The following is a 23,390-nucleotide window of genomic DNA, read 5'->3' as shown; positions in this document are numbered from 1 at the left end:
GGCTCGCAGATGCCGAGAATCCAGGCCGCCACCGTCGCTGAGCATCGCGCCGCGCAGCGCCGAGCCATCCTGGACGCAGCTCGCGAACTACTCGCCGAAGGCGGCAACGAAGCGCCGGGCCTGGCCGCCGTCGCGAAGCGGACAGGTCTGGCGCGGCCCAGCGTGTATCGCTACTTCCGCTCGCGTGAGGACCTGTTGGAGGCGGTCATCGCCGACAGCTTCCCGCGCTGGTCGCGCGCGGTCGTGGAGCGGATGGACGGCGTGGAGGACCCGGGCGCGCGGGTACTCGCCTACGTCGACGCGAATCTGTACCTGGTGGCCGCCGGCGAACACGCCGTGGTGCGTGGCCTCGCCGCGGTCGTCCCCGGGGAACGCCTCGCCGAGGACAGCCGAATACTGCATGATCGGCTACGCGTACCGCTCGCCGCGGCCATCGAGGCGCACGGCGCCGACGACCCGGAGGGCATGTCCGATCTGATCCAATCGATCGTCCTCGCCGCGAGTCGCATGATCGAGAACGGCGCCGACGAAGCACACGTCCGAGCGCTCGCGCACCAATTGCTCGAACCGTATCTGCGCGAGTCGGCATCGCCGATGCCGTGACGCCCGACCGTACCGAACGCCGTTGCTGCGGAAAGGATCCACGACATGTCACTTCTCGAGGGCCGTGTGGCGGTCGTCACCGGCGGCGCCCAGGGCATCGGGCTCGCCATCGCGTCGAATTTCCTCGCCGAGGGCGCGCGCGTGGTCGTCGGTGACCTCAATCCCGACGCCGCGCACGCGGCATTCGATACAGCCGCGCACCCCGCCTCGGCTACCGACAGCCTGCGCGCGGTGCACTGCGATGTGACCCGAGGCGAGGACGTCTCCGCCCTGCTCGACACCGCGCTGGCCGAATTCGGTTCGGTGGACGTCATGGTCAACAACGCGGGCATCACCCGCGACGCCACCATGCGCAACATGACCGAGGAGGACTTCGACCAGGTCGTATCGGTGCATCTCAAGGGCACCTGGCACGGCACGCGCCTGGCCGCGGCGATCATGCGGGAACAGCGGCGCGGCAGCATCGTCAACATCTCCTCGCTCTCGGGCAAGGTCGGCATGGTCGGGCAGACCAACTACTCGGCCGCCAAGGCGGGCATCGTCGGACTCACCAAGGCGGCCGCCAAGGAGGTCGCGCGATTCGGCGTGCGGGTCAATGCCATCCAGCCCGGTCTGATCCGCTCGGCCATGACCCTTGCCATGCCGGAGAAGGCATGGCAGCAGAAGATGGCCGAGATACCGATGGAGCGCGCGGGCGAGCCGGCGGAGGTCGCGAATGTCGCACTGTTCCTGGCCTCGGATCTGTCGTCGTACATGACCGGAACGGCGCTGGAAGTGACCGGCGGACGGTTCATGTGAACGACTGGGCAGCCCGCACTTTCGTCATCGAGGATTACGTCGGCCTCGCACCGGGCGCACCGTCCGAATCCGACGGGCCGCCCGCCACGGCCGCGGGCGATCCGCCACCGCCGTGGCGCTCGGCGACGCGGGCCCGGCGTCCGCTGCCGTCCGCGATCGGGTGCGACGGGCATCCGGCGCATCGATCGTTCCCGCCGCCGGTCGACTCGCCGAGACGGATGTTCGCGGGCGGTCGGCGGTGACGGCCGTGCGCGGCTTCGTCTCGATCGAGGACCTGCGATCGGCGATCGGCGAAACCCTCGGTCCCGGACCGTGGGTCGCGATCGACCAGTCCCGCGTCGACGCCTTCGCCCACTGCACCGGTGACGACCAGTGGATCCACGTTGACCCGCGCCGCGCGGCCGACGGGCCCTACGGCGGCACCATCGCCCACGGCTACCTGACCCTGTCCATGATCCCGTTCCTCGGCCGCGACCTGTTCGCCCTCGATTTCGGATCCGCGCGGATCAACTACGGCAGCAACAAGGTCCGCTTCCCCGCCGCGGTCCGGGTCGGCACGCGGGTGCGCGCCCGAGCCACCCCCGCGGATCTCCAGGTGGACGGCGGACGCGCACTGCTGACCGTGCGGTGGAGCGTCGAGGCCGAGGGCGTGGACAAACCGGCGCTCGTCGCCGAGACACTCACGGCGATCCTGCTGTGACACGGTGCACACGACCGGCTGACCGACGCCCGGCCGCCGGTTCGTCATCGCCCTTCCCGAACCAGACATTTAGGCTCCGACCATGACCGTGCTGCGTTCGATACTGCTGTTCGTCCTGGCCGCGCTCGCCGAGATCGGCGGCGCGTGGCTCGTGTGGCAAGGCGTGCGTGAGCACCGGGGATGGGCCTGGATCGGCGCGGGCGTCATCGCGCTCGGGATCTACGGGTTCGTCGCCACCCTGCAACCCGACGCCAACTTCGGGCGCATTCTCGCCGCCTACGGCGGGGTGTTCGTCGCCGGATCGCTGTTGTGGGGCATGGCTTTCGACGGTTTCCGCCCCGACCGCTGGGATATCGCCGGCGCGGTGATCTGCCTCGCAGGCGTCGCCGTCATCATGTACGCGCCGCGCACCGCCTGACCGTCCCGAACCACGCCGATTCCGGGTCGGCGCCGCGCGTCTCGACGGGCGACACCGACCGCGCCGAGGTCGAACTCGCGGTGGGGCAGCTGCCGAAAACTTAGGGAGGACACATGACAACCACGGACACCGGCCCTGCGGACGGTGAGAATTTCGCCAGAATTCTGATCAGTTCCCGCTCGCTGGACGAGTACCGGGCCATGTTCGCGCTCAGCGACACCGACCTCGGGCTGCGCATTCTGGACTGCCCGGCGGGCGCCGCCGGATTCACCGCCGAGGTGTGCGCCCGCGGCGGTGACGCGACCGCGTGCGATATCGCCTACTTCGACGGCGGAATCGCACACATCACCGCGACGGCGGCCGACGAGGCCCGACGCGGCAACGACTATGTACGCGCCCATGCGGAGAAGTTCCGGTGGAGTTACTTCACCGATCCCGACCATCACCTGCGCGTGCGCCGCGCGACCACGCTCCGATTCGCCGCCCACGCTCGCACCGATCCGCACCGCTACGTACCCGGGCGTCTCCCGGAATTGCCGTTCGCCGACCGCGATTTCGAACTCGTGGTGAGTTCGCACCTGCTGTTCAGCTACGCCGAGCATTTCGACTACGACTTCCATCTCGCCGCCGTCACCGACCTGATGCGCGTCACCACCGGCGAATTGCGGGTTTTCCCGCTGACCCCGATCGGCTCGGATATCGTCTACGCCCATCTCGACACGCTGCGCGCAGACCTGCGCTCCCGCGGGATCGTCACCGAGATCACCGACGTGGCATACGAATTCCAAGCGGGCGGTTCCCAGATGCTCGTCTGCCGCCACGCGCCCGGCGTCGAGTGACGACGCCTCCATCTGGGAGAATGCCCGGATGCGGACCCAGTTCCACGACAGCCTCGACCAGCTCGCGACCCTGTTGCGGTTGATGTGTCGTCACGACCTCACCGCCATCGACGCCGCGACCGACGCCGTGCTGCGCGCCGATGTCGGGTCGGCCGAGAGTGTCATAGACACGGCCGCGATCGTCGCGACGCTCGGTGAGGAGTGCGAGAACACGGCCGTGTCGCTACTGGCGTTGCAGGCTCCGGTCGCCGGGGAACTTCGCCAGGTCGTCACCGCCATCCAGCTCGGCGGGGAACTCACGCGCATGGCGGCACTGGCCGAGCACATCGCGCTGACCGCGCGCCGTCGCCACCCGAAGCACGCCGTTCCCGAATCGGTGCGCCCGATCGTGGCGCGCATGGGCTCGGCGGCGGTCGGTATCGTCCGCGGCGCGCTCGAGGTTCTGGACACCCGCGATCCGCACAAGGCCGCCGCGCTCACGGAACTGGACGACGTCATGAACGGCGTGCACCGCGAACTGCTGACCGCGATCCTGTCCAACGACTGGGCCGAGTCGACGACCGCCGTGGTGGATCTGACTCTGCTCGGCCGCTATTACGAGCGGTTCGCCGACCGCGCCGCCGAGGTCGGCCGCCGTACGATTTTCATGACAACCGGTCAGAACCCGGACACCTGGATACCCGACCAGGGCGCGTAGCCGAACCACCGTTCACCCGCCGGAATACCCGCGTGCCCAGATCCCACAGCGTGAAGAAGACGCGCGAGGCGGTGTTCGCGGCGTCGGGCCCGTGGACCATGCGGTGTGAGCGGACCGCTCGGTGGGTATTGCCGTGCACGTATGCGGTTCGACAGCTCCGCGCGGTCTCCCGGGTGCGGCGGGGCGGAAAGGGTCTCGGTGTGAACGACTTCGAGAACACCGCGCGGTCGCCGGTGACTGATCCGGCGACCGCGGCGGCGCGAGCGGCGATCGAACAGGCCAAGGGCGCGATCATGCTGCTCTACGGTGTGGACGCCGATCAGGCTTTCGCGATTCTGCGCACGGCGTCCCAGGACACCAATGTCAAGGTTCGGGAGCTGGCCGCGGCCGTGGTCGCGGACCTGCCCTCGCTCGGCGCACCGCAGTCGCCGGAACTCCTGCGGACCCGGCTGGATCGAGTCCTCTTCGGCGCGGACCGACCGCGCTCGGGAGACCTCACACGCTGATCAGGCCGCACGATCGCCACGTCCCGAGGCAACCGGTTCGGCGAGCGCCTGCTCGCGAATAGCCTTGAAGATGCGGGTCAGTATTCGGGAGACCTGCATCTGCGAGGTGCCGAGACGCCGTGCGATCTCGGCCTGGGTCAGATTGTCGGCGAACCGCCACGTCAGCAGTCGCCGCTGTTCGGCGGGCAGCGCCTGCAACAGCGGGCCCACCGTCATGGCGTCCTCGAGCAGTCCGAAGGCCGCATCCTCGCTGCCGAGACGCGCCGCCACATGATTGCTTGCCTCGCCCTCGTCGCCGTGGGGTGCGTCGAGGGAATCGGTGCTGTAGGCGTTGCCCGCGACAAGGGCCTGGGTGACCTCCACCTGATCGACGCCGAGTTCGGCCGCGATCTCGCTCGGACGCGGCATCCGCCCCAATCGGTGGGTCAGGGTCTCGACCGCGGGCCCGATCTTGCCGTGTACCTCCTTGACCCCGCGGGGCACCCGAACCGCCCACGCCTGGTCGCGGAAATGCCGTCGGACCTCGCCCATGATGGTAGGAACCGCGAACCCGAGAAAACTCGCACCGAACCGCGGATCGAAACGATCGACCGCGCCGAGCAAGCCGACACACGCGACCTGGTAAAGGTCCTCTTCATCGACGCCGCGCCCACTGAACTTGCGGGCGATGTTCCCCGCCAGCGGCAGACACATCCCGATGATCTCCTCCCGCACCACCGCCCGATGGGGGTCGTCGGGCTCGAGCGCGGCGAGTTTGTCGAACCAGGGTTCGATGTTGTCGTAGGAATCACCACGACGGCGGGGCGATACGGAGGCCGACTTCGCGATATCGGTCATCACACTGCTCTCTGTGGATCCGGGAACGACTTCCAGTGCTGACCCGGTAACCCCGCCGGAGCCGACTCAAACATCTCTGCCGATACCCGAAGTCGGCGAGCGTGTTCCACCACACATCGCCCGCCGAATACGGCTACGGTGAGATATGGCGAGCAGGGAAGTCACGGTCACGGTGACCATGAGCGACGAGGAGTGGCGACTACTACAGGACGCCGCCGATTGCGCCGGAATGACCGTGCAGGAATACATCGGCTGGAATACCCGCGTGCTGGCGCAGCAGTCCCGCCCGGGCCCGCCGACGACGATCCGGCACCGGCAGCACCCGGCCCGCCCCAGACGAATCCCGGTCGTGGTCGACGAACCCGCCGAACATGCCTGGGCGCAGTCCTTCACCGAACGTCTCTCACTGCGCGCCGATCTCTACCGCGACGAATAGGCCACGTCACCGCGGCGCCCGTCCGGCGCGCGCAAGCTCACCAACCCGCGTCGAAGTCGTTCGTGGACAGGCTTTTCCATGCATTCGCCCAACCATGCTCCGGTCGCGCGCATCGCCACACCGTCACCCCGCGCGTGATCCCCGGGAACCCGTCCGCGAGGTCGAGGCGGGCGAGTTCCTCGCTGTTGGGGAATAGCGAGTGCCACTGCCGGTCCGGGGTGCCCGCGGTGACGTACAGGACGGTCGCGGCCGATTCCGGGGGTGCGCCGAAAGCCGCGAAGCCGCGGTTGGGGCTGTAGACGGGCGGTAGGTCGGCGACCCGGTCGAGCGCGGCCGCCTGCCAGTAGTTCTCGGCGACCACGACGGCGCCGACACGTTCGGCCGGCGACAAGTCCGAATAGGCGCGCCGCGTGGTGTCGATCAACTGTTGCCACCCCGTCGTGCCCGCCACGCGCATTCGCACGGACAGTTCCCGCTGGTCACGAATGGGACCGTGTGCCGCGGTGTCGGGCATCGGCAGGGCGAACACCAGGGTCAGGGTCACAACCAGCGACAGTGCGCCGATCACCGCCGCGCCGACACGCAGCCGAGGCCGCGCCGGGGCGAGCGACGCCGCGCCCGCGGCGAAGAGGACGGGGAACAGTCCGGCCAGGTAGTAGGGTCTGCCGCCCGAGACGAGGACGAAGACCACCGGCACCGCCGTCGCCACGAGCAAGAACCGGAACTCGCGCAGTGCGCCCGCACGCAGCAGCGCGATCACACCTACGACGAGAAGCACCGTTCCCAGTGGGCCGGTGAGCATCACGAGTTGAATCGGCAATTGCGCGGAACCGCCGGTCGCGGCCCGCTGCTCGGCGCGGATCACCGAACCCATCGCCGCCTGGGGCCATCCGTGCCGGGCCTGCCACAGCACGGCGGGCACCGCGGTGGCCGCCGTGACCGCTACCCCGACCGACAACCATCGCTTGCGCGGCAGCGTCCGTGGCCCGAATATCGCCACTCCCAATACGATTCCCCCAACCAGCACCGGGATCAGCGGCTTCACCTGTATCGCGAGCGCGACGGTCGTCATCGCCGCCACCACCGCCGCGTCCCGGCGGGTGCGAACCCAGTTCACGACACACCAGACGAAGATCGCTCCCAGTGTGGCGTCGAAGGCGAAGGTGGACAACGACGCCGACTGCGTGACCAGGAACGGACTTCCCGCCACACCCATCGCCGCCAACATCTGCGGTAACCGTCCACCTCCGAATTCTCTTGCCAACGCGGCCGTTACGGGAATGCTCGCGACGCTCATCAGGATCGCGGGCAGGCGCAGCGCTGTCGGCGACCCCGGCGCGACCATGTCTGCTAGACGGGCGACGAACGGAACCAGAGGCCCCTGATCGACATAGCTCACCGAAGGCCGGTATCCCGCCGAGACGAAATACAATTCGTCACCGAACCAGTCGTAGCGGCCTGCGCGCACCACCAGGATCACGGCCGCCGCGAGAGTAGTGGAAAGCACTGCGCCCACGGCGAATTCAGGGGTCATCGTTCGGCCCGCCGAGTCCGGAGCAGCCACACCGCGGCACTGTCGGATCATCACGCGTGATTCTGCTCCGGCGTGCGCAGTACCGGGGTGAGCACGGTCAGCGCGAGCGCGACGGCGGCGACGATCCACAGCAGGGTCGTGTAGGCGGCGAGGAAGGTCTGGCCCGTGGCCAGTCGGACCGCCGCGTCGAGTGCGCCGTCCACCGCGGGGTCGCCGATTCGGCACGTGTTCGGGGCGGACACCGGAGTCGGTGAGATCAGGGTGGAACTCACGCAGTCGGCGAAGTCGTCGACGAGGCGGGTTCGGCGCTCGGTGGAGACACCGGCCGCGGCGAGGTTCGAATCGAGGACGGCCGCCGCGTGCCGGACGCCGTCGGCGGCCTGCCCGTCGACGCGGGCGAAGAAGACCACCCCGCCTGCCGCGAGGCCGATCGACGTGCCGAGTTGCTGCATCGTCGGGACCACTCCCGATGCCGCGCCCGCTGCCCGGTGCCCGAGTCCGGCCAGGGCGAAGGCGGGCAGTGGCGCCGCGAACAGGCCCATACCGAGGCCCGCCAGGAATACCGGCGCGGCGAGCAGAACCGGGTCGACGGCACCGGTCTCGGGACGTATGACGACGGCGACCGTGCCGACCGCCAGACCGAACACCGCGAGCCCGGCGGTCAGGGTACGGGAGCGCCACCTCGCCGCCATCGTCGGAGACACGAGTGCGCCGACCGCGCCTCCCAAGGCGAACGGCAGCATGATCAACCCGGTGCGCAGCGCGGAGAATCCCAGACCCGTCTGCGCCGTCACCGAGACGGTGAAAAGGAACGCCGCGAACAGGCCGAAGAACACGAAGGTCAGGGCGATGCCTGCGGCGAGCCGGGATCGGCGAACAGACCGGTGTCGAGCAGCGCGGCCCCACCCGCGCGACACTTGCGCCGCTGATGCGCCACGAAGCAGGCCAGCAGCAGCAACGCGACGGACAGTGTCACCAGAAGCTCTGGGGCCCAGTGCTTCTCATGTCCCACCGCCAACGGGTACAGCAACAGCGACAGCCCAGCGGTCCCGAGTACGACGCCGGTCGGGTCGAGCCCCGTGCCCTCCCCGGACACGTCGACCGCCAGATAGCGGTAGGCCAAAGCGAATCCGATCGCGCCGAGCGGGACGTTGACGAGGAAGATCGCCCGCCAGCCCAGTCCCGCCGGATCGGCGGCCACCAGCACACCCCCGAGCAGCGGACCCGCCATGGCCGCGATGCCTGCCGCGGCCCCGTAGAGCGCGAAGGCGACCGTGCGCCGCGCGGGTTGGAAGCAGGCGATGACGATCGCGATGGTCTGTGCGGACATGGCGGCCGCGAAGACGCCTTGCACGCCGCGCGCCACGATCAGCTCGGTGGCCCGCGTCGCGAGCCCGCACCACAGCGACGCCGCGACGAATCCCGCCGTCGCGAGCAGGAATATGGTTCTGCGCCCGAAGGATTCGCCGAGCCGCGCCGCAGTCAGCAACGAGCACGCGAAGGCCAGGCTGTAGGCCGCGACGACGAGCACCTCCGCGGAGCCGGGAGCGCGCACTTCGGCGGCGATATCGGGCAGCGCGGTATTGACGATGGTGGTGTCGAGCATCTGCATGAACACCGCGATCACGCAGGCACCCAACGACGCCCACGCCGCACGGCCGGTCCGCGCGGCGGCGCCGACAGCGGTGGCGGTGCGGCCGGGAAGGGACGATGTCACGGCAGGACGCCCGCGCGCGGCGCGTATTCGCCCCGGGCCGCCACGGTCGCGAAAACGGCGCGCATCGCCGACAGGTAGCGCTCGATCGCGGCGTGCGCGGCGGGGGTGTCGGGAAACATGACCGACAGTTTGGTGACGTCGGGGAACCGGTTGATCCAGTTGTACACATCGGTGGCGGCACTGCGGTTGCCGTACAGCCCGCCGTCGATCAGGTCGAACATCTCCACGCCGGGAATCCTGCGCACGTCGACGTAGGACAGCATCCGTGCCGACCAGCCCCGCTCGGTGCGGATTCCGTCTTCGGGAGTGGCGAGTTCGAGCGCGCGATGCACCGACGTGTCGATCAGTTCCTTGCCGTCGTCGTAGGCGGCCTGGGCCCGCGGGACCAGCGAGGTGAAGGTCGCGCCGGCATCGACGGGGAAGGCCACGGGGATCAGGTTGGAATACCAGCCGATCGAGGCCGCCTCACCATCGGTGGCGCGAGTGTTGACCGGGGTGAGTCCGAAATGCCAGTCGCCGCCGCCTACTTCGGCTTCGGCCAGTGCCGCGGCCGCGAACATGCCACCGGTGAACCGTCCGCCCGCCGCACGGCAGGTCTCGTCGAAGCGCAGCGCCTCGTCCTCGCTGATCAACTCGATCGTCACGACCGCGCCGCGCACGGGTCGGTCCCGCTCCACACCGAGGTCGGCGGGGAAGCCGGGAACGTGACCATCGTTGCGGCGCAACAGATCCAACCAGGCCCGCACCGCGGGCGAGGACGAGGTCAGCCTGCCGTTGTGTGCTTGTTCGCGGGCGCAGTAGGCGATATGCCCCTCGACGGGCGTGGGTGGCGTCGCACCGTCGGATGCCTCGTCGGCGAACAGCGTGATCAGGTCCACACAGGACAGCGCCTGACCGATGCCGTCGGTGTGCAGGTGGTCGACCACGGCGTAGACGGTGTAGGAGTTCTCGTGTTCGACGACCCCGAATCCGAAGCAGTCCCATTCCAGCGGGCCGGGTGTTCCGTACTCGACATGCGCGCGGATTGCGTCGCTGTCGCGGAATTCGCGATCGGCGGCTCGTGTGAGCCGAATGGCCGAGGCATCGAACACGCGACGGACGAAGCTGCCGTCGGATTCCTCGGCGAACCAACTGGAGAATGTGTCGTGGCGTCGGAGAAAACGGGTGAAGGTGCGCTCCCACACCGCAAGATCCGGTGTGCCCGGAATCGTGAAGGAGATCAGGCACAAGCGGGAGCCGCGAAGTCCGCAATGGGCACTTCGGGCGGCGACACGCAGATATTCCTGTTGCTGATGGGAGGGCAGAACCGGATGAACCGACGCGGACCGCGCCGCCACCGAGGTCTGCGACGACGGCGTCCAGCTGGTCAGCAGGCCGGGGTCGGGCTCCCAATCCTCGATGAATCCGAAATCGACCACGGTGTCCTCGATTCATGTCGGCAGAGAATCTGCGAACGATCGCGAATCGGCGCTTCGGCGCGCGGCATGCGCGCCGGAACAGCCGACTCGACGGCGCCGACAATTCGGCGTTACCCATTCGAGTCAACGACACGAATGCCTCGATATCGATTCGTGGGCGGAAATCTTGTGAGCGTTACCAGTTCGGCCCGACACGAATTGTCCGCGCACCCCAACAAGGCCGAAACCCCTTGTCGGCCGGTGCGGCCGGACCATAGCGTCGGCGCCACCATTTCGCTTTCCGCTAGTTTCGGAGGTGCCCGATGCCCGGCTTTCACCGCGTCCTGGCGCGCTCGGGATGGCTGGCCGCACCGCTGCTGATCGCCGCGGCCATGGCCCCGGCCGGACCCGCCACTCCCGAGCCCCCTTCCGACACGGCGGTCACCGCGGCGGACACCTCACGTCTGGTCGCGATCGCCGAGGCCGCGGGCCGCGCACGCGAGGTGACCGTGCATTCGGCCGCCATGGGCGCCGACCTGCGCCTGACAGTCCTTCCCGCACACGACCCTTCGGCTCCCGCACCCGTCCTCTACCTGCTCAACGGTGCCGCGGGCGGTAGCGCGGGCAGCACATGGACCGACCAGACCGACGTCGCCGAATTCCTCGCCGACCAGCAGGTCACCGTGGTGATTCCGACCGGAGGAGCCGGAAGCTACTTCACCGACTGGCACGCCGACGACCCCGAACTCGGCCGCCAACGCTGGGCCACCTTCCTCACCCGCGAACTCCCGCCGATCATGAACGCGACCTTCCACGGCACCGGCGCCAACGCCATCGCCGGAATCTCCATGGCGGCGACCTCGGTCCTGCAACTGGCCGTCACCGCCCCGGGCCTGTACCGGGCAGTCGGCTCCTACAGCGGGTGCGTGCGGACCTCCGACCCGAGCGGCCAGGCAATGGTCACGGCGGTGGTGTCACGCTGGGGCGGCAACCCGGTCAACATGTGGGGCCCGTTCACCGATCCGACCTGGGCCGCCAACGATGCCTACCTGCACGCGGACAAGCTGCGCGGCCTCGCCCTCTACGTCAGCACCGGCACCGGGATGCCCGGATCGCTGGACGGCCTCGATGACACCGGCGGCGACACCGGCAAACTCGCCGGACAGCTCACCAACGGCGCGATCCTCGAGGCCGTCATCGACCGGTGCACCCACCAACTCCGAGATCGCTTGCGCGAGCTGGATATTCCCGCCACCTTCGACTTCCGCCGCACCGGAACCCATTCCTGGGGCTACTGGCAACAGGATCTGCACAACTCCTGGCCGTTGATCCGCGACGCGCTGGCCCGCTGAGCCGCCCGCTACCGCCACAGCGCCATTTCCGCGCGGAATTTCGGGCAATCGAGGATATCCGGGCGGCTGCACAGCACGGCATGACCGAGGAACTGGCGGGCGTGCTCTAGATCGATGAGCCGCTGTTCGACCTCGGCGAGCTTGGCGGTGATCATCGCCGTGCGATGGGACCGATCCCGTTGCAGCTCAGCCAGATCCGCCAAGGTCAGCCCGGCACGCTGACACTTGCGCAGCAGGATGATCCGCTCCACCGCTTCCGGCGGATAGCGGCGTTGACCGCTATGGCGTTGCGGGGGCCGCAGCAGGCCGTGGCGCTCCCAGAACCGGATGGCCGACGCGGGCACTCCGGTGAGCTCCGCGAGCCGGCCGATCGCTATGAGCATCCGTATCCCTCCAGGTAGACAGCTATTGACTTAAACCCTAGTTGAAGGTGGACGGTTGACGCGGGCAACCGAAGACCACAACGAAGGATCGACATGACGAATACATCGGACATACGGGAATCGGCCGAACGGCTGGTCGCCACCGCGCGACGCCTCTTCGAATCGGGGGTGATGTCGCACTCCGGGCACGCCAACCTCAGCGCTCGCATCGACAGCGAACGATTCCTGCTCACTCCCGGCTTCGTGCGCGATCTGCACGCCGACCAGGTCAGCGTGATCGGGGTCGACGGCCGCGTGATCGAGGGCCGGTTACGGTCGGCGAGTGCGGAGATCGTGAACATGCACGGCGTCGTCTACCGGGCTCGACCGGAGGTCGGCGCGGTCCTGCACACTCATTCGCCCGCCTCGACCGCCTTCGCCGTCGCGCACCGGCCCCTGCCCTGCCGTACCGAACCGATGCTGCGGTTCGGACAGGCCGAAGAGGTGCCGGTCGTGCCGTGGGGACCGCGCGGCTCGGATGTGTCGGTCCGTGGCGTCGCGGAGGTACTCGACAATCGGCCGACGACCTCGGCGGTGCTGCTCGCCAACCACGGCCTGCTGGTATTCGGCCCCGATCTCGACGGAGCCGCCGAACTGCTCATCGCGATCGAGGAAAGCGCCGAAGCCGAACTCGCCGCACGGGCCCTCGGCGGCGCGGTCGATTTCCCCGCCACGGCGCTGGCCGCGGTCCGCGCATCGATGGCTCGGGCGGCATCGTGACCGAACCCGCACGCCTCGACGCCATCCGCGAGCGGTACCTGGCCACCTTCGGCGCCGTCCCGTCCGGCGTCGAGGCCCGCCTGTCCCTCGCCCACGCCACCGGTCGCCTCGCCACCGAGGAGACCTTCGCGGCCCTGCGCCACCTCGTACTGCACGAGAATCCCCTCGGCACGCGGACACAGCAGCTCGTCCACCTCGGCCAGCTACTCGTCCTCGGCCGCGCCGACGCCGCGCGACTGCACACCCGCGGCGCGCTCCACGCCGGAGCGGCGATCACCGACCTCGTCGGCGTCGCCGAGACCGCGCTGATCACCGGCGGCGCACCCGCCTACGCCCTAGGCATCGAGATCATCACCGAACTCCTGCCCGAGGACATTCCATCCACCTGACCGAGACACGGACGGGCCCGGACCGCCGCGACACATCGTGTCGCGGCGGCCCGGCGGTTCCCGGAGCGGCTAACGCCTTCCGCATCGACGGGTGCGGGCCCGGTGCGGAGTGGAAAATCCCCGAACCACGCTAATCACTCTTTCTGGCGCGTAACCAATCGCGCAGTCGCGCGAACTCCTCGGAGACGTTCCCATCGGTAGCCGTCAGAACCGTGGACCGGTCGTTCTCGATGGCGATTTCGTAGGTCTGGGCGTCGCGGAGGCGCTCGGTGTCCACCGACGGCGCGGCGCCGGAATGTGCCGAATCCACCGCGTCACGGACGAGGCGGAGCAGTTCGTCTCGGGCTTCGTCGCCGAGATCGTCGGAATCGATGACCACCGGATTGCCGCCCACTCCGCCCAGCAGTCCGCCATAGGTGTCCAGGGAAACTCTCACCGTGCCTCACATCGCGTTCGCCGGGGCCCGGTTGGCCGCCACCTCGCCATTGCTTCCGCTCACGACATTGGTGAGTACTCGGACCTGCGCGGAGAGGTCCTCGATCTTCCTGGCCATCACCGCGAGCGCGTCCTCCGGCTCGGACACGGTCGCGGGAGCGCGCAGCCCCGCGACCGCGATGCCGACCTGTTGCCACGCGTCATCGACCGCATGCTGTTCGGTGCTGCCCTGACCGTAGAGTTGGGCCGCCTTGAGCGATGTCGTCTCGGCGAATTCCCGGAATTCGGTGGTCCGGGTCGACGCCTTCAACGATTCGTACCAGATGTGGCCGGGCGCTTCCCACGCGTAACCGCCTATCGCGACCGCCGTGAGGTAGAACGCCTTGTTCGGGATTCCCGAGTTGATGTGGACTCCCCCGTTGTCACCCCGGGGCGTGTCCGGCAGCGACACGAAGTCCCGCATGTGTCCGGGTTGGCGATCCCTGCCCATGCTCGGGTTGTCGTAGGCGTTTCCCGGCGACTTCATCGACCGCAACGCGTCTCCCTCGAACCGGGGCGTGAAGACCTCGGCACCGATCAACCAGTCGGCCTCACCGGCCTTCTCGTTCTTCGTGAACTGCTTGACCAGGGAACCGAAGACATCCGACATCGACTCGTTCAGTGCGCCGGGCTGCCGGTGATACACCAGCCCCGCCGTCGTCTCGGTCACCCCGTGTGTGAGTTCGTGCGCGATGACATCGAGCGAGCCGGTCAGGTCACCGAAGACCACGCCGTCACCGTCGCCGAAGACCATCTGCCTGCCATCCCAGAAAGCATTGTTGAAGGCCGTTCCGAAGTGCACATAGCCGTCCAGGCGCATACCGAACCCGTCGATCGAGTCGCGATCGAACACATCCGCGTAGAACTTGCGCGTGCTACCCAGTCCCTCGAACGCCCGGTTGACCGAATCGTCCCGCGACTCGTCAGAGGTCTCGGTTCTCGCCAACTCCGCCGACGACAGGGACTCCTTGTGGCGGACATCGAATATCGTGCGCCGGCCCGACGCGGGTGCCACCATCCCCGCCGACAATGGTCGCATCTCGCGTTCGCCCCGCAATTGCGAACTCACCATCAAAGTGCTGAGAGCAGCCTCTCGGATCGCCGTATCACTCGATTCCATAAGCTTTTCGAGTAGATACGGAGGTATTATACAGTTCAGTCGATCAAATGTGCACATTTCACCACTCCGGCCTATTGTTCTACGATCAACCAATATCCCTTCACGTCGATAATTGTGCCGGTCGCCGACGCGGACAGCGCGGGTAGCGCACTACTCGAAACACTTGTCGGAGGAGGTGGACAATCATTCGTTCGCTCGCGCGATCCGCGATCTCCGTGATTGCGGTGGCCGGACTGTCGTTGTTCGGTACCGCGGTACCCGCGGTCGCTTCGCCGCCTCCCCAGGTGACGGTGACCGGTGGCGCGATCTCCGGCGTCGTCGCCGACGGCGTCATCGAATATCTGGGGATTCCGTTCGCCGCCTCGACCGGCGGTGCGGCCCGGTTCAGCGCGCCGCGTCCGGCGCCGTCGTGGCCGGGCGTCCGGCCCGCGCGCAGCCACGGACCACAATGCCCACAGAACGGGTACCTGCCCGGCCTGTCACCGTCGGGTCCGACCAGCGAAGACTGCCTGAACATCGATGTCTACACGCCGGACGACGCGCGCGAACGCGTCCGGCCGGTCATGGTGTTCCTCTACGGCGGCGGCTACACCACCGGTTCCAACAGCCAATACGACGCCCCCACTCGAATGGTCGCGGACGGCGACGTCATCGTGGCGATACCCAACTATCGCCTCGGACCCTTCGGGTTCCTCTCGCTACCCGAACTCGCCGCCGAATCCGGCGGCCCCACCGGAACGATCGGCATACAGGACCAACAAGCCGCTCTGCGGTGGGTGCGCGAGAACGCCCACGCCTTCGGTGGCGATCCGACCAATGTCACGATCTTCGGTGAGTCGGCGGGCGGCAGCAGCGTCTGCACACACTTCGCCGCCCCCGCCTCCGACGGCTTGTATCACAAGGCCATCGTGCAAAGCGGTTCGTGCACGCAGTCGCCGTTGGTCCCCGGCAGCCGCGAGGATTCCTTCGTCCGCTCGGCGCGCTATGCCGAGAGCGTGGGATGCGGCGATCCCGCGACACGACTACCCTGCCTGCGCGCCCTCCCCGCCGCGACTCTCCTGGACGCGTCGACCGCGCCACCCGAGCAATCCGCGCCGACCTGGGTTCCCAGCATCGACGGCGCCGTCGTCACTCGGACACTGGACGCGGCACTGCGCGCGGACAGTCGCGAGATACCCCTCATTGTCGGCAGCAACAGCAATGAAGGAGCGCAGTTCATCGCCGAGTCCGACTATGCCCGCGGTCATATCCCGGACGCCGCGAGCTACGAGAGCTACCTCCGCCGAACATTCGGCGCCTTCGCCGACCAGATCCTCGCCCGGTACCCGGTCGATCGGTATCCATCGGCCGCGGCCGCCCAATCGGCGGTGATCACCGACGGGTTGTTCGCCTGCCCGGCCGTGTTGACCAGTCGCATCGCCCGTGACACCGGACATCCCGTGTGGCAGTACGAGTTCGACCAGGCGCCGCTGGGCGAGGCCGATCCGCTGTTGCCCGGAGCCTTCCATTCCGCCGAACTGCTCTACCTGTTCACCAAGGTGATGGGTGTGCCGGTGCCCTGGACCGGCGCGTCCGCGGCTTTCGCCGGACAGATGCAGCGGTGGTGGACCACCTTCGCGCACGGCGGCGACCCGAACGGGCCCGGATCGCCGCCGTGGTCGGCCTGGCCCGAGGCGCCCGGACCGGATATCGACGGCCCGGCGCTGACCATGCGGGCGACCGGCAGCACCATGACCGACGATTTCGCCATCCGGCACAACTGCGAATTCTGGTCCCAACGCGAGCGGTGATCGCGGCCGCCGTCGGATTCGGCTCGCACGTGTCGGGCGGGTCGTGATGGCTCGTGAGCCGGTGCGCACACAATCGTCGCGATGCGCACGCTCCTACCGTCCGCACTGTTCGGCGGGACGAATCAGCGGAGTTCGCGGAAGAATTCGCGCAGGTCGCCGATGAGGAGATCGGGCGCCTCCATCGGCGCGAAGTGTCCGCCGCGGTCGAACTCCGACCAGTGCACCACCGTGTTCTGTTTCTCGGCGACGGCGCGAATCGTGTTGTTGCCCGGGAAGACCGCGATGCCGGTCGGCACACCGGAATCCGGCAGATCGGCGCCCCACTGTCGGGATTCCTTGTACAGGCGCATGGATGAACCCGCGGTGTTGGTGAACCACATAATCGAGAGATTGGTGAGCAGCATGTCGCGGTCGATCGCGTCGGAGGGCGTGGCCTTGGCGGGATCGGTGAAGGTGTTCACCACATCCAGCACCCATGCGAGCATGCCCGCGGGCGAGTCGGCGACCGCCGGGGCGAGGGTCTGCGGCCGGGTGGCGTGCATGCCCGCGTAGCCCGAGGTTTCGTTGCCGCTCCAGTCCCGCAATCGCGTCAGCTTCTCCCGATCGGTTGCGCTGTAACCGGATCCGTCGTCATCCCAGGAGGGAATGGTGATCGGATCGTTGAGGTGGACGCCCGCCACATGCTCGGTGTCGATGCGCCCGAGCTGCGGTGCGATGAACGAGCCCGCGTCGCCGCCGTGCGCGCCGTAGCGCCCATACCCCAGCTCCGCCATGAGTTCCGCGACGAGCTCCGCGCCGCGCTCGGTCGAGGCCGCGCCGGCCACGCGGGTCGGGCCGGAGAAGCCGAACCCCGGCAGCGTCGGAATCACCAGGTGGAAGGCATCTTCCGCAGCGCCTCCGTGCGCGATCGGATCGGTGAGCGCGCCGATCATGGCGGTGAAGTCCTCGAAGGGCCAGCCGTGCACAAGGACCAGCGGCAGCGCATCGGACTCCGGCGAGCGGACATGCAGGAAATGCACACGCTGCCCGTCGATTTCGGTGACGAATTGCGGATGCCGATTCCAGGCCGCCTCCTGCGCCCGCCAGTCGAAGCCGCCGCGCCAGTACTCTGCCAGTTCCCGCACGTAGCTGGTCGGAATGCCGTAGGTCCAGCCGACGCCGGGAAATTCCTCGGGCCAGCGGGTGGCGGCCAACCGCCGGTAGGAGGCGTTCAGGACGGATTCGTTCCTCGACTTGCGGCATTCTCGAACAATGCTCGAGACCTCGGCTCGGCTCCCGCGTCCGCTGTCCCTCGCTCGCCGTTGCGCGGCGGCCATCCGGGTCCCGGGCGATTCGGGACCACCGACTGCCCGCGGTGAACCGTATGCGACAGGCCGCTACCGCATGACGCCGGTGTGGCCGGTGGAGTAGCGACCGGGCTGTGGCCAGATCGTGAGGCCGTGCGGTCCGCCGCCGCCGATGGGTATGCGGGCCAGCAGGTTCCAGTTGACGATGTCGATGGCATACACCTCGCCGTGGTAGCGGCCGGAGACCCAGAAGACGCGGCCGTCAGCGGAGAGGTTGCCCATGTCGGGGCTGCCGCCGCCGGGGATGCGCCACTTGTGCACGATCTTGTTCTCGGCGAAATCCCAGACCGATATGCTGCCCTCGTCGCGATTGGTGACGAGCATCCGCTTGGAATCGCGGGTGATGTAGAGCCCGTGTGTGCCCTTGCCGGTCGGGATGTAGCCGGTGTATTCGAAGGTCGCCGCGTCGACGGTGTACATGCCGTCGGCCATCATGTCGGCGATGTAGAACGTGTGCCCGTCCGGGGAGAGTTTCACGTCCTGCGGCATGCCGGAGCGGCCGCCGGGCAGGTCGATCAAGTCGAGCACGGTGCGCTGCGCGACGTCGAAAACCAGCATCCTGCCCATGAATTCGCAACTGGCCAAGGCGAAGCGGCCGTCGGCGGTGAAATCCATATGGTCGACGCCGGGGCAGTCCGGCACGGCCATCGAATGCAACTTCTCCCAGGACTTCGGATCGTAGAAGTCCAGCGATTTGTCCGCCTCCGCGACGACCAGCGCGAACCGACCGTCCGGCGTGTAATACATGTTGTAGGGATCGCGGACCGGGAACGCCTGCCCCGGCTTGCCGGTAACGCGGATCGATCGGCAGCAGGCTTCCCCCGCCGAGCGGCAGGTCGTTGGTGACGTAGAGCGTCTGCATGTCATAGGACGGCACCACATGCTGCGGTTCGAGACCGCCTGCCGGGAATCTGTCGATCACCTCGAAGGTGGCCGGATCGATCACCGTCACCGTATGGGACTGACTGTTCGGCACGTAGACCAGCGGCCGGTGGTCGGCCACCGACGGGCTCAGTTCGCGGTTCGCGGCGTATACGTCGGTCGGCGACAGCGGTGGCGGCATGCCCGGCAGCAGGGTGGCCAGGTGCGGTGGCACCGTTTCGGCCGCCATCACGGTAACCGGGGCCGAGGTCGTCGCCGGGGGCGGCGAATCCGCTCGATCGGAAGAACCGCAACCGGTGGCCGTGGCGAGAACGACGACGGGAACGAAGATCGCGAAGCGCGCACCTGGCCGAAGCCTCCGGTGCGCGTCGGTGGTGTCATCCTGCAATGGAGACGTCAGAGGCACGCGGTCAGATTATTCGCCACCGCACTCCACCGCATCAGCACCGACTCGACATCAATTTCTCCCCGACTCGCCATCGTGTGATCGACTGGTGGTCTCCCGCAACGGCTGGAATTCACCGACGGCGACCCGTCATCGGGATCGGGATCGGGCACAATTCGATCGCCGCGCGCGCTGTCGAATCGGCTGTCGAGCAATCCGACCGTAATGGGACATTCATTCGACCTGCATATTCGCCACGAATGCGCTGTTGTCGTGGCGGAAGTCGAACGCGAGGCCGGCGCGGTCCCCCGACGCCTCTCGGGACTAATTCGGGGATCGGCCGCGTTGGCGACCAGACAGGAACGCCAACAGAACCTCGATCCGTCCGGCGGCCGCGGTCCCGACCAGACCCGCCGCCGGGCGACCGGAAGGAGCACTCTCATGGCCACCGAAACCATCGACCGGCCCGCCGCGGCCTCGGGAACGTTCGCACTCGGCGGTGACATGCCGATCCATCGGCTCGGCTACGGCGCGATGCAGATCACCGGCCCCGGCGTCTGGGGTGACCCGGCCGATCCCGAGGAGGCCGTGCGCGTGCTGCGGCGCGCGGTCGAACTCGGCGTCACCTTCATCGACACCGCGGACTCCTACGGTCCTTTCGTCAGCGAGCAGCTGATCCGCCGGGCTCTGCACCCGTATCGGGACGATCTGGTCATCGCGACCAAGGCCGGTCTGACCCGCTCCGGGCCCGGGGACTGGCGTCCGGTCGGGCGGCCCGAATACCTGCGTCAGCAAATGGAATTGAGCCTGCGGCATCTCGGTGTGGATCGGATCGATCTGTTCCAGTTGCATCGTATCGACAAGAAGGTTCCGCTGGCCGATCAGATCGGGGCGCTGGTCGAGTTCCAGCAGGAGGGCAAGATACGCCACATCGGCGTGTCCGAGGTGACCGTGGAGCAACTCGCGCAGGCGCGTGAGATCGCGAACATCGTCTCGGTGCAGAACCTCTACAATCTCGCCAACCGCGGGTCCGAGGATGTGCTCGACTACGCCGAGGCCAACGATATCGGCTTCATCCCGTGGTTCCCGATCGCGACCGGTGAGCTCGCCCGTCGCGGCGGTCCCCTCGACACCATCTCCGCCCGGCACGGTGCCTCGCCCTCACAACTCGCCCTCGCGTGGTTGCTGCGCCGTTCACCGGTGCTGCTGCCGATTCCCGGCACTTCGTCGGTGGCCCACGTCGAGGAGAACATCGCCGCGGCGACCGTGACCCTCACCGACGAGGAGTTCACCGCCCTGTCCGACGCGGTCTGACAGCCGATCGGGCGGCCCGCAGCCTCCGGCCGTGGAAAGCCAAGGCCAGTCGAGGTCGACCGTCCGGGCGTGACGCGTCGTCGGCGGTCGCGTTCGACAGGTAGAGGAACAGTCGACGGCCGTTGCCGAGGCCGAAGAATCGGACCATCCGTCGTTCGATCGCGCGAGCGGCTACGAGAAAGCCGAACCCGAGGGCGAGCCAGAACAAGAAATTGGCAACGAGATTGGCCACGACATCCGGAACCAGGGACACTGCCGGAGTGTAGAGGACAACGCGTGTGGAGGTCGGCGCCGCGCTACCGATTCGACTGCGGCGGTGTCGATTCCGGGTGGGACGTCGTCGCCACCGGCGTCGACGGCGGCGCAGTGGTCGTGGTCGCGGGCGTGGTGGTCGGGGTTTCGGACGTGTTCGGCACCGTGGTTCCGGTGGGTTTGCGCGAGTCCGTCGTCGGGAGCGTCGGTGTCGTCTCGATCGGGCCGGGATCGGAAATGACGTCCTCGGTCGGGATCGGGAGCCGCGGGTTGGTGTCCGGCGGAATTCGAACCGGGTTCTCCGCCGGAGTGAGCGCGGGTGGGGCGGGAGCCGCATTGGGTGCGGGCGCCTGATCGCCGCGTGGTGGCGCCGCGACCGGCTCCGCTCTCGGTGTGCGGACGACAACCGGTTCGGCCGGGAGGGCGGTCGTCGCGTTCGGAGATCCGCTGACGGTGATCGGTACGGCGGAGGGGGTGGTTGGGCCGTCCGCGGGCGTGTGACCGAGTGTGGTGGTCGCGGCGGCCGCGGCGGCGAGTGCGATCAGACAGGCGGCACCGCCGACGATCAGTCGGCGGCCATGGGCGGCGCGCGGGGTCGAGGGTCGGTAAGGCGGCCCCGTGCGGAGCGGCTTGCCGGAGGACGGCCGATCGGTCCGCGGCGCGCCGTCTTCCTCGCGATCTCGCTCCGACGCGATCGGATCCGACTCGTCCGCCTCGGGCGGCGACGCGTCCGGCCGCACGTGATCGGGTAGCGGTGGGTCACTGTCCGGCAGAGTCGCATCTGGACGAACACGTTCGGGCAGTGTCGTACCCGACCGCGCGGATTCGGGCGCGATCCCATCGGCCCGCCGCGTGTCCGGCACGACCTCGGACTGCGCCGCGATCGACTCGGGCTCATCCGGCACGGTCGACGCCGAACCCGCCTTTCCTGCCGCCGAATCCGCCTCCCGTGCCGCGGAATTTGCCAGCGCTGCCGCCGAATCCGCCTGCGCCGCCGCCGAATCCGTCGATGTCGCAGCACTGTCCGAAGGGCGTCCCGGTCGCGCGGGATCCGACCCTCGACCCGACTCGTCCGCCGCCGACCGCGCCTGACCTGCCACACCGTTCAACTCGGACGATGCAATCAATTCCGATTCGGCGGCCGTCGAATCGGGGGCGTGTTCCAGGTCGGCGGCGGTGACGTCACCCGAACCGATCGTCGCCGGTTCGGGGCCGGGCACCGCCGCATCCGGTCCGATCTTCTCCGTCGACGCCGATTCCGGTCGCCCAGGTGCTTCGGGGTGCCGCCGGTCCGGCGGATCGTCGGGCTGCGACCCGGCCATATCGCGCTCGATGACAGGGAGGGTATTGGTCGGCGGCGCGGGCTTCGGTGCGGCAATCGGACGCGCCGGAACCGACGGCACGGGACTCGCCACGGTGGTGAGCGCTTCGGCAGCGGCCTCGGCCAGTGCGACACAGGTGCCGTAGCGGCGGCCCGGTTTCTTGGCCAGCGCGGTGGCTATGACGCGGTCGAATCCCTCGGGCAGCGCCGGACGCAGGTCGCGCGGCGCGGGCGGCGGTTCGGCGAGGTGGGCGGCGATGACCGCGGCCTGATCGGCGCGCGGGAACGGGTGCACGCCGGTCAGGAGGTGGTAGAGAGTGCAGCCGAGGGAGTATATGTCGGCGCGGTGGTCGGCGACATTGGTGAACCGTTCGGGCGCGGCATAGGCGAAGCTCGCCGAGACCGAGGACAGGGTCACGGTGTCGTCGACGGTCCGGGCGATGCCGAAATCGGTGAGCAACGCGCGCATTCCGGTGCGGGGCCGGTGTTCGATCAGCAGGTTCGCCGGTTTCACGTCGCGGTGCACCACGCCGTGCTCGTGGGCGAAGTCCAATGCCTCGGCGGCGTCGGCGACCAGGCGCACGGCCTGCTCGGGTGGCAGGCCCCGCGGTGCGGATTCCAGCAGTGCGCCCGCGTCGCCGCCGTCGACGTAGCGCATGGTCAGCCAGAGAGCGTCGTCCTCGGGTCCGCTGCGGTCGTAGACGGCGACGATATTGGGATGGTCGAGCCGCGCGGCGAGGGTGACCTCGCGTTCGAACGCGGCCCGCGCCTTCGGGTCGGCGGTGAACGCGTCGGCCAGCAGTTTCAGCGCGACGACCCGTTCCAGCCGCGGGTGCCGAGCGAGGTACACCGATCCCATACCACCGACGCCGAGGCATCGTTCGATCAGGTATCCGGCGAAATTCGCCCCTGCCTGCAACTGCACGCCACTCCAGAGTCCGCTCGCGGTGAGCGCCGCGCACACACCATCCCTCGAAACACGATGGTCCCCGATGTCCGCCCGACATGCATCGGCCCGTGACAGCACGGCTACGGTGGCGTGCGTCCGCCGAGATGCCGAAAAGATTGCGCAGACCTGATAATTCGACAACCGTCGCACAGTATACCGTCTGCCACCAGTCATTTTCGAAACCCCGCGGCA

At 68.3% G+C, this 23,390-nt stretch carries 25 protein-coding genes; 14 read left to right on the top strand and 11 right to left on the bottom strand.

Translation table 11 applies throughout. From position 1 onward, the window contains the following. Positions 1-9: 9 nt before the first annotated feature. The 8 genes from APZ21_RS04485 (at position 10) to APZ21_RS04450 (ending at position 4,561) form a co-directional block, all read left to right on the top strand. The gene (locus APZ21_RS04485) at positions 10-603 is read left to right on the top strand and encodes a TetR/AcrR family transcriptional regulator (protein WP_054811921.1); all 594 of its coding nucleotides are present in this window, start codon (positions 10-12) and stop codon (positions 601-603) included. A gap of 45 nt (positions 604-648) precedes the next feature. Further along, positions 649-1,401: a 3-oxoacyl-ACP reductase FabG gene (gene fabG, locus APZ21_RS04480; RefSeq protein ID WP_054811920.1), complete on the top strand. Its 753-nt coding sequence runs from the start codon at positions 649-651 to the stop codon at positions 1,399-1,401. Further along, a complete protein-coding gene (locus tag APZ21_RS04475; RefSeq protein ID WP_054811919.1) occupies positions 1,398-1,643 on the top strand; it encodes an HTD2 family dehydratase in 246 nt (81 codons plus the stop codon). The genes fabG and APZ21_RS04475 overlap by 4 nt, the downstream gene beginning before the upstream one ends. A gap of 5 nt (positions 1,644-1,648) precedes the next feature. Then, positions 1,649-2,101, top strand: coding sequence for a MaoC family dehydratase (locus APZ21_RS04470; protein ID WP_054812035.1), 453 nt, complete (start codon positions 1,649-1,651; stop codon positions 2,099-2,101). Positions 2,102-2,183: 82 nt separating this feature from the next. Further along, positions 2,184-2,519: a YnfA family protein gene (locus tag APZ21_RS04465; protein ID WP_054811918.1), complete on the top strand. Its 336-nt coding sequence runs from the start codon at positions 2,184-2,186 to the stop codon at positions 2,517-2,519. Positions 2,520-2,632: 113 nt separating this feature from the next. Next, positions 2,633-3,358, top strand: a complete 726-nt coding sequence (locus tag APZ21_RS04460; RefSeq protein ID WP_054811917.1) for a class I SAM-dependent methyltransferase — start codon at positions 2,633-2,635, stop codon at positions 3,356-3,358. A gap of 28 nt (positions 3,359-3,386) precedes the next feature. Continuing rightward, positions 3,387-4,055, top strand: a complete 669-nt coding sequence (gene phoU / locus APZ21_RS04455) for a phosphate signaling complex protein PhoU (protein ID WP_054811916.1) — start codon at positions 3,387-3,389, stop codon at positions 4,053-4,055. 200 nt (positions 4,056-4,255) lie between these two features. Then, positions 4,256-4,561, top strand: coding sequence for an ANTAR domain-containing protein (locus APZ21_RS04450; RefSeq protein ID WP_239476486.1), 306 nt, complete (start codon positions 4,256-4,258; stop codon positions 4,559-4,561). Here the strand turns inward: APZ21_RS04450 and APZ21_RS04445 are convergent, their stop codons facing one another. Further along, complete coding sequence (locus tag APZ21_RS04445; protein ID WP_054811914.1) at positions 4,562-5,398, bottom strand: SigB/SigF/SigG family RNA polymerase sigma factor; 837 nt, start codon at positions 5,396-5,398, stop codon at positions 4,562-4,564. 145 nt (positions 5,399-5,543) lie between these two features. Here APZ21_RS04445 and APZ21_RS04440 point away from each other — a divergent pair, with 145 nt between their 5' ends. After that, positions 5,544-5,834 carry a hypothetical protein gene (locus tag APZ21_RS04440; protein ID WP_054811913.1) on the top strand — a complete coding sequence of 97 codons (291 nt, stop codon included), beginning with the start codon at positions 5,544-5,546 and terminating at the stop codon, positions 5,832-5,834. Positions 5,835-5,871: 37 nt separating this feature from the next. Here APZ21_RS04440 and APZ21_RS04435 read toward each other — a convergent pair whose 3' ends face one another. From APZ21_RS04435 to APZ21_RS04420, 4 genes are read right to left on the bottom strand one after another with little or no spacing between them, the layout of a single operon-like run. Beyond that, positions 5,872-7,398: an ArnT family glycosyltransferase gene (locus tag APZ21_RS04435; protein ID WP_162240296.1), complete on the bottom strand. Its 1,527-nt coding sequence runs from the start codon at positions 7,396-7,398 to the stop codon at positions 5,872-5,874. Positions 7,399-7,418: 20 nt separating this feature from the next. Then, complete coding sequence (locus tag APZ21_RS04430) at positions 7,419-8,204, bottom strand: MFS transporter (protein WP_054811911.1); 786 nt, start codon at positions 8,202-8,204, stop codon at positions 7,419-7,421. A gap of 5 nt (positions 8,205-8,209) precedes the next feature. Beyond that, complete coding sequence (locus tag APZ21_RS04425; protein WP_054811910.1) at positions 8,210-9,085, bottom strand: MFS transporter; 876 nt, start codon at positions 9,083-9,085, stop codon at positions 8,210-8,212. After that, positions 9,082-10,503 (bottom strand): condensation domain-containing protein, encoded by a 1,422-nt coding sequence (locus APZ21_RS04420; protein ID WP_054811909.1) that lies wholly within the window; start codon positions 10,501-10,503, stop codon positions 9,082-9,084. The genes APZ21_RS04425 and APZ21_RS04420 overlap by 4 nt, the downstream gene beginning before the upstream one ends. 302 nt (positions 10,504-10,805) lie before the next feature. Here APZ21_RS04420 and APZ21_RS04415 point away from each other — a divergent pair, with 302 nt between their 5' ends. Then, positions 10,806-11,834, top strand: coding sequence for an alpha/beta hydrolase (locus APZ21_RS04415; RefSeq protein WP_054811908.1), 1,029 nt, complete (start codon positions 10,806-10,808; stop codon positions 11,832-11,834). Between the two features lie 8 nt (positions 11,835-11,842). Here APZ21_RS04415 and APZ21_RS04410 read toward each other — a convergent pair whose 3' ends face one another. Continuing rightward, positions 11,843-12,217, bottom strand: a complete 375-nt coding sequence (locus tag APZ21_RS04410; protein WP_054811907.1) for a MerR family transcriptional regulator — start codon at positions 12,215-12,217, stop codon at positions 11,843-11,845. A gap of 93 nt (positions 12,218-12,310) precedes the next feature. On the opposite strand from APZ21_RS04410, the gene APZ21_RS04405 reads away from it, so the two are divergent. Next, positions 12,311-12,976 (top strand): class II aldolase/adducin family protein, encoded by a 666-nt coding sequence (locus tag APZ21_RS04405; protein WP_054811906.1) that lies wholly within the window; start codon positions 12,311-12,313, stop codon positions 12,974-12,976. After that, a complete protein-coding gene (locus APZ21_RS04400) occupies positions 12,973-13,365 on the top strand; it encodes a carboxymuconolactone decarboxylase family protein (protein ID WP_204249034.1) in 393 nt (130 codons plus the stop codon). The genes APZ21_RS04405 and APZ21_RS04400 overlap by 4 nt, the downstream gene beginning before the upstream one ends. Before the next feature lie 130 nt (positions 13,366-13,495). Here APZ21_RS04400 and APZ21_RS04395 read toward each other — a convergent pair whose 3' ends face one another. Together APZ21_RS04395 and APZ21_RS04390 are read right to left on the bottom strand one after the other, a co-directional pair. Beyond that, positions 13,496-13,801: a protealysin inhibitor emfourin gene (locus tag APZ21_RS04395; protein ID WP_054811905.1), complete on the bottom strand. Its 306-nt coding sequence runs from the start codon at positions 13,799-13,801 to the stop codon at positions 13,496-13,498. Positions 13,802-13,807: 6 nt separating this feature from the next. Continuing rightward, a complete protein-coding gene (locus APZ21_RS04390; RefSeq protein ID WP_054811904.1) occupies positions 13,808-15,016 on the bottom strand; it encodes a M4 family metallopeptidase in 1,209 nt (402 codons plus the stop codon). A 227-nt stretch (positions 15,017-15,243) separates the two neighbouring features. Between APZ21_RS04390 and APZ21_RS04385 the strand changes: the two genes are divergently transcribed. Beyond that, positions 15,244-16,749: a carboxylesterase/lipase family protein gene (locus tag APZ21_RS04385; RefSeq protein ID WP_169812051.1), complete on the top strand. Its 1,506-nt coding sequence runs from the start codon at positions 15,244-15,246 to the stop codon at positions 16,747-16,749. Between the two features lie 122 nt (positions 16,750-16,871). On the opposite strand, the gene APZ21_RS04380 is transcribed toward APZ21_RS04385, so the two are convergent. After that, the gene (locus APZ21_RS04380) at positions 16,872-18,002 is read right to left on the bottom strand and encodes an epoxide hydrolase N-terminal domain-containing protein (RefSeq protein ID WP_054812033.1); all 1,131 of its coding nucleotides are present in this window, start codon (positions 18,000-18,002) and stop codon (positions 16,872-16,874) included. Positions 18,003-18,125: 123 nt separating this feature from the next. Next, complete coding sequence (locus APZ21_RS04375) at positions 18,126-18,842, bottom strand: YncE family protein (RefSeq protein WP_239476484.1); 717 nt, start codon at positions 18,840-18,842, stop codon at positions 18,126-18,128. A 961-nt stretch (positions 18,843-19,803) separates the two neighbouring features. Between APZ21_RS04375 and APZ21_RS04365 the strand changes: the two genes are divergently transcribed. Continuing rightward, the gene (locus APZ21_RS04365) at positions 19,804-20,676 is read left to right on the top strand and encodes an aldo/keto reductase (RefSeq protein WP_054812032.1); all 873 of its coding nucleotides are present in this window, start codon (positions 19,804-19,806) and stop codon (positions 20,674-20,676) included. A gap of 296 nt (positions 20,677-20,972) precedes the next feature. Here the strand turns inward: APZ21_RS04365 and APZ21_RS34975 are convergent, their stop codons facing one another. Continuing rightward, the gene (locus tag APZ21_RS34975) at positions 20,973-23,174 is read right to left on the bottom strand and encodes a serine/threonine-protein kinase (RefSeq protein WP_174553550.1); all 2,202 of its coding nucleotides are present in this window, start codon (positions 23,172-23,174) and stop codon (positions 20,973-20,975) included. Positions 23,175-23,390 lie beyond the last annotated feature (216 nt).

Origin of the sequence: Nocardia arizonensis (assembly GCF_001310275.1) — a bacterium.
In the GTDB taxonomy this organism is placed as follows: Bacteria; Actinomycetota; Actinomycetes; order Mycobacteriales; family Mycobacteriaceae; genus Nocardia; species Nocardia arizonensis.
This window is presented reverse-complemented; position numbering and strand designations above follow the sequence as displayed.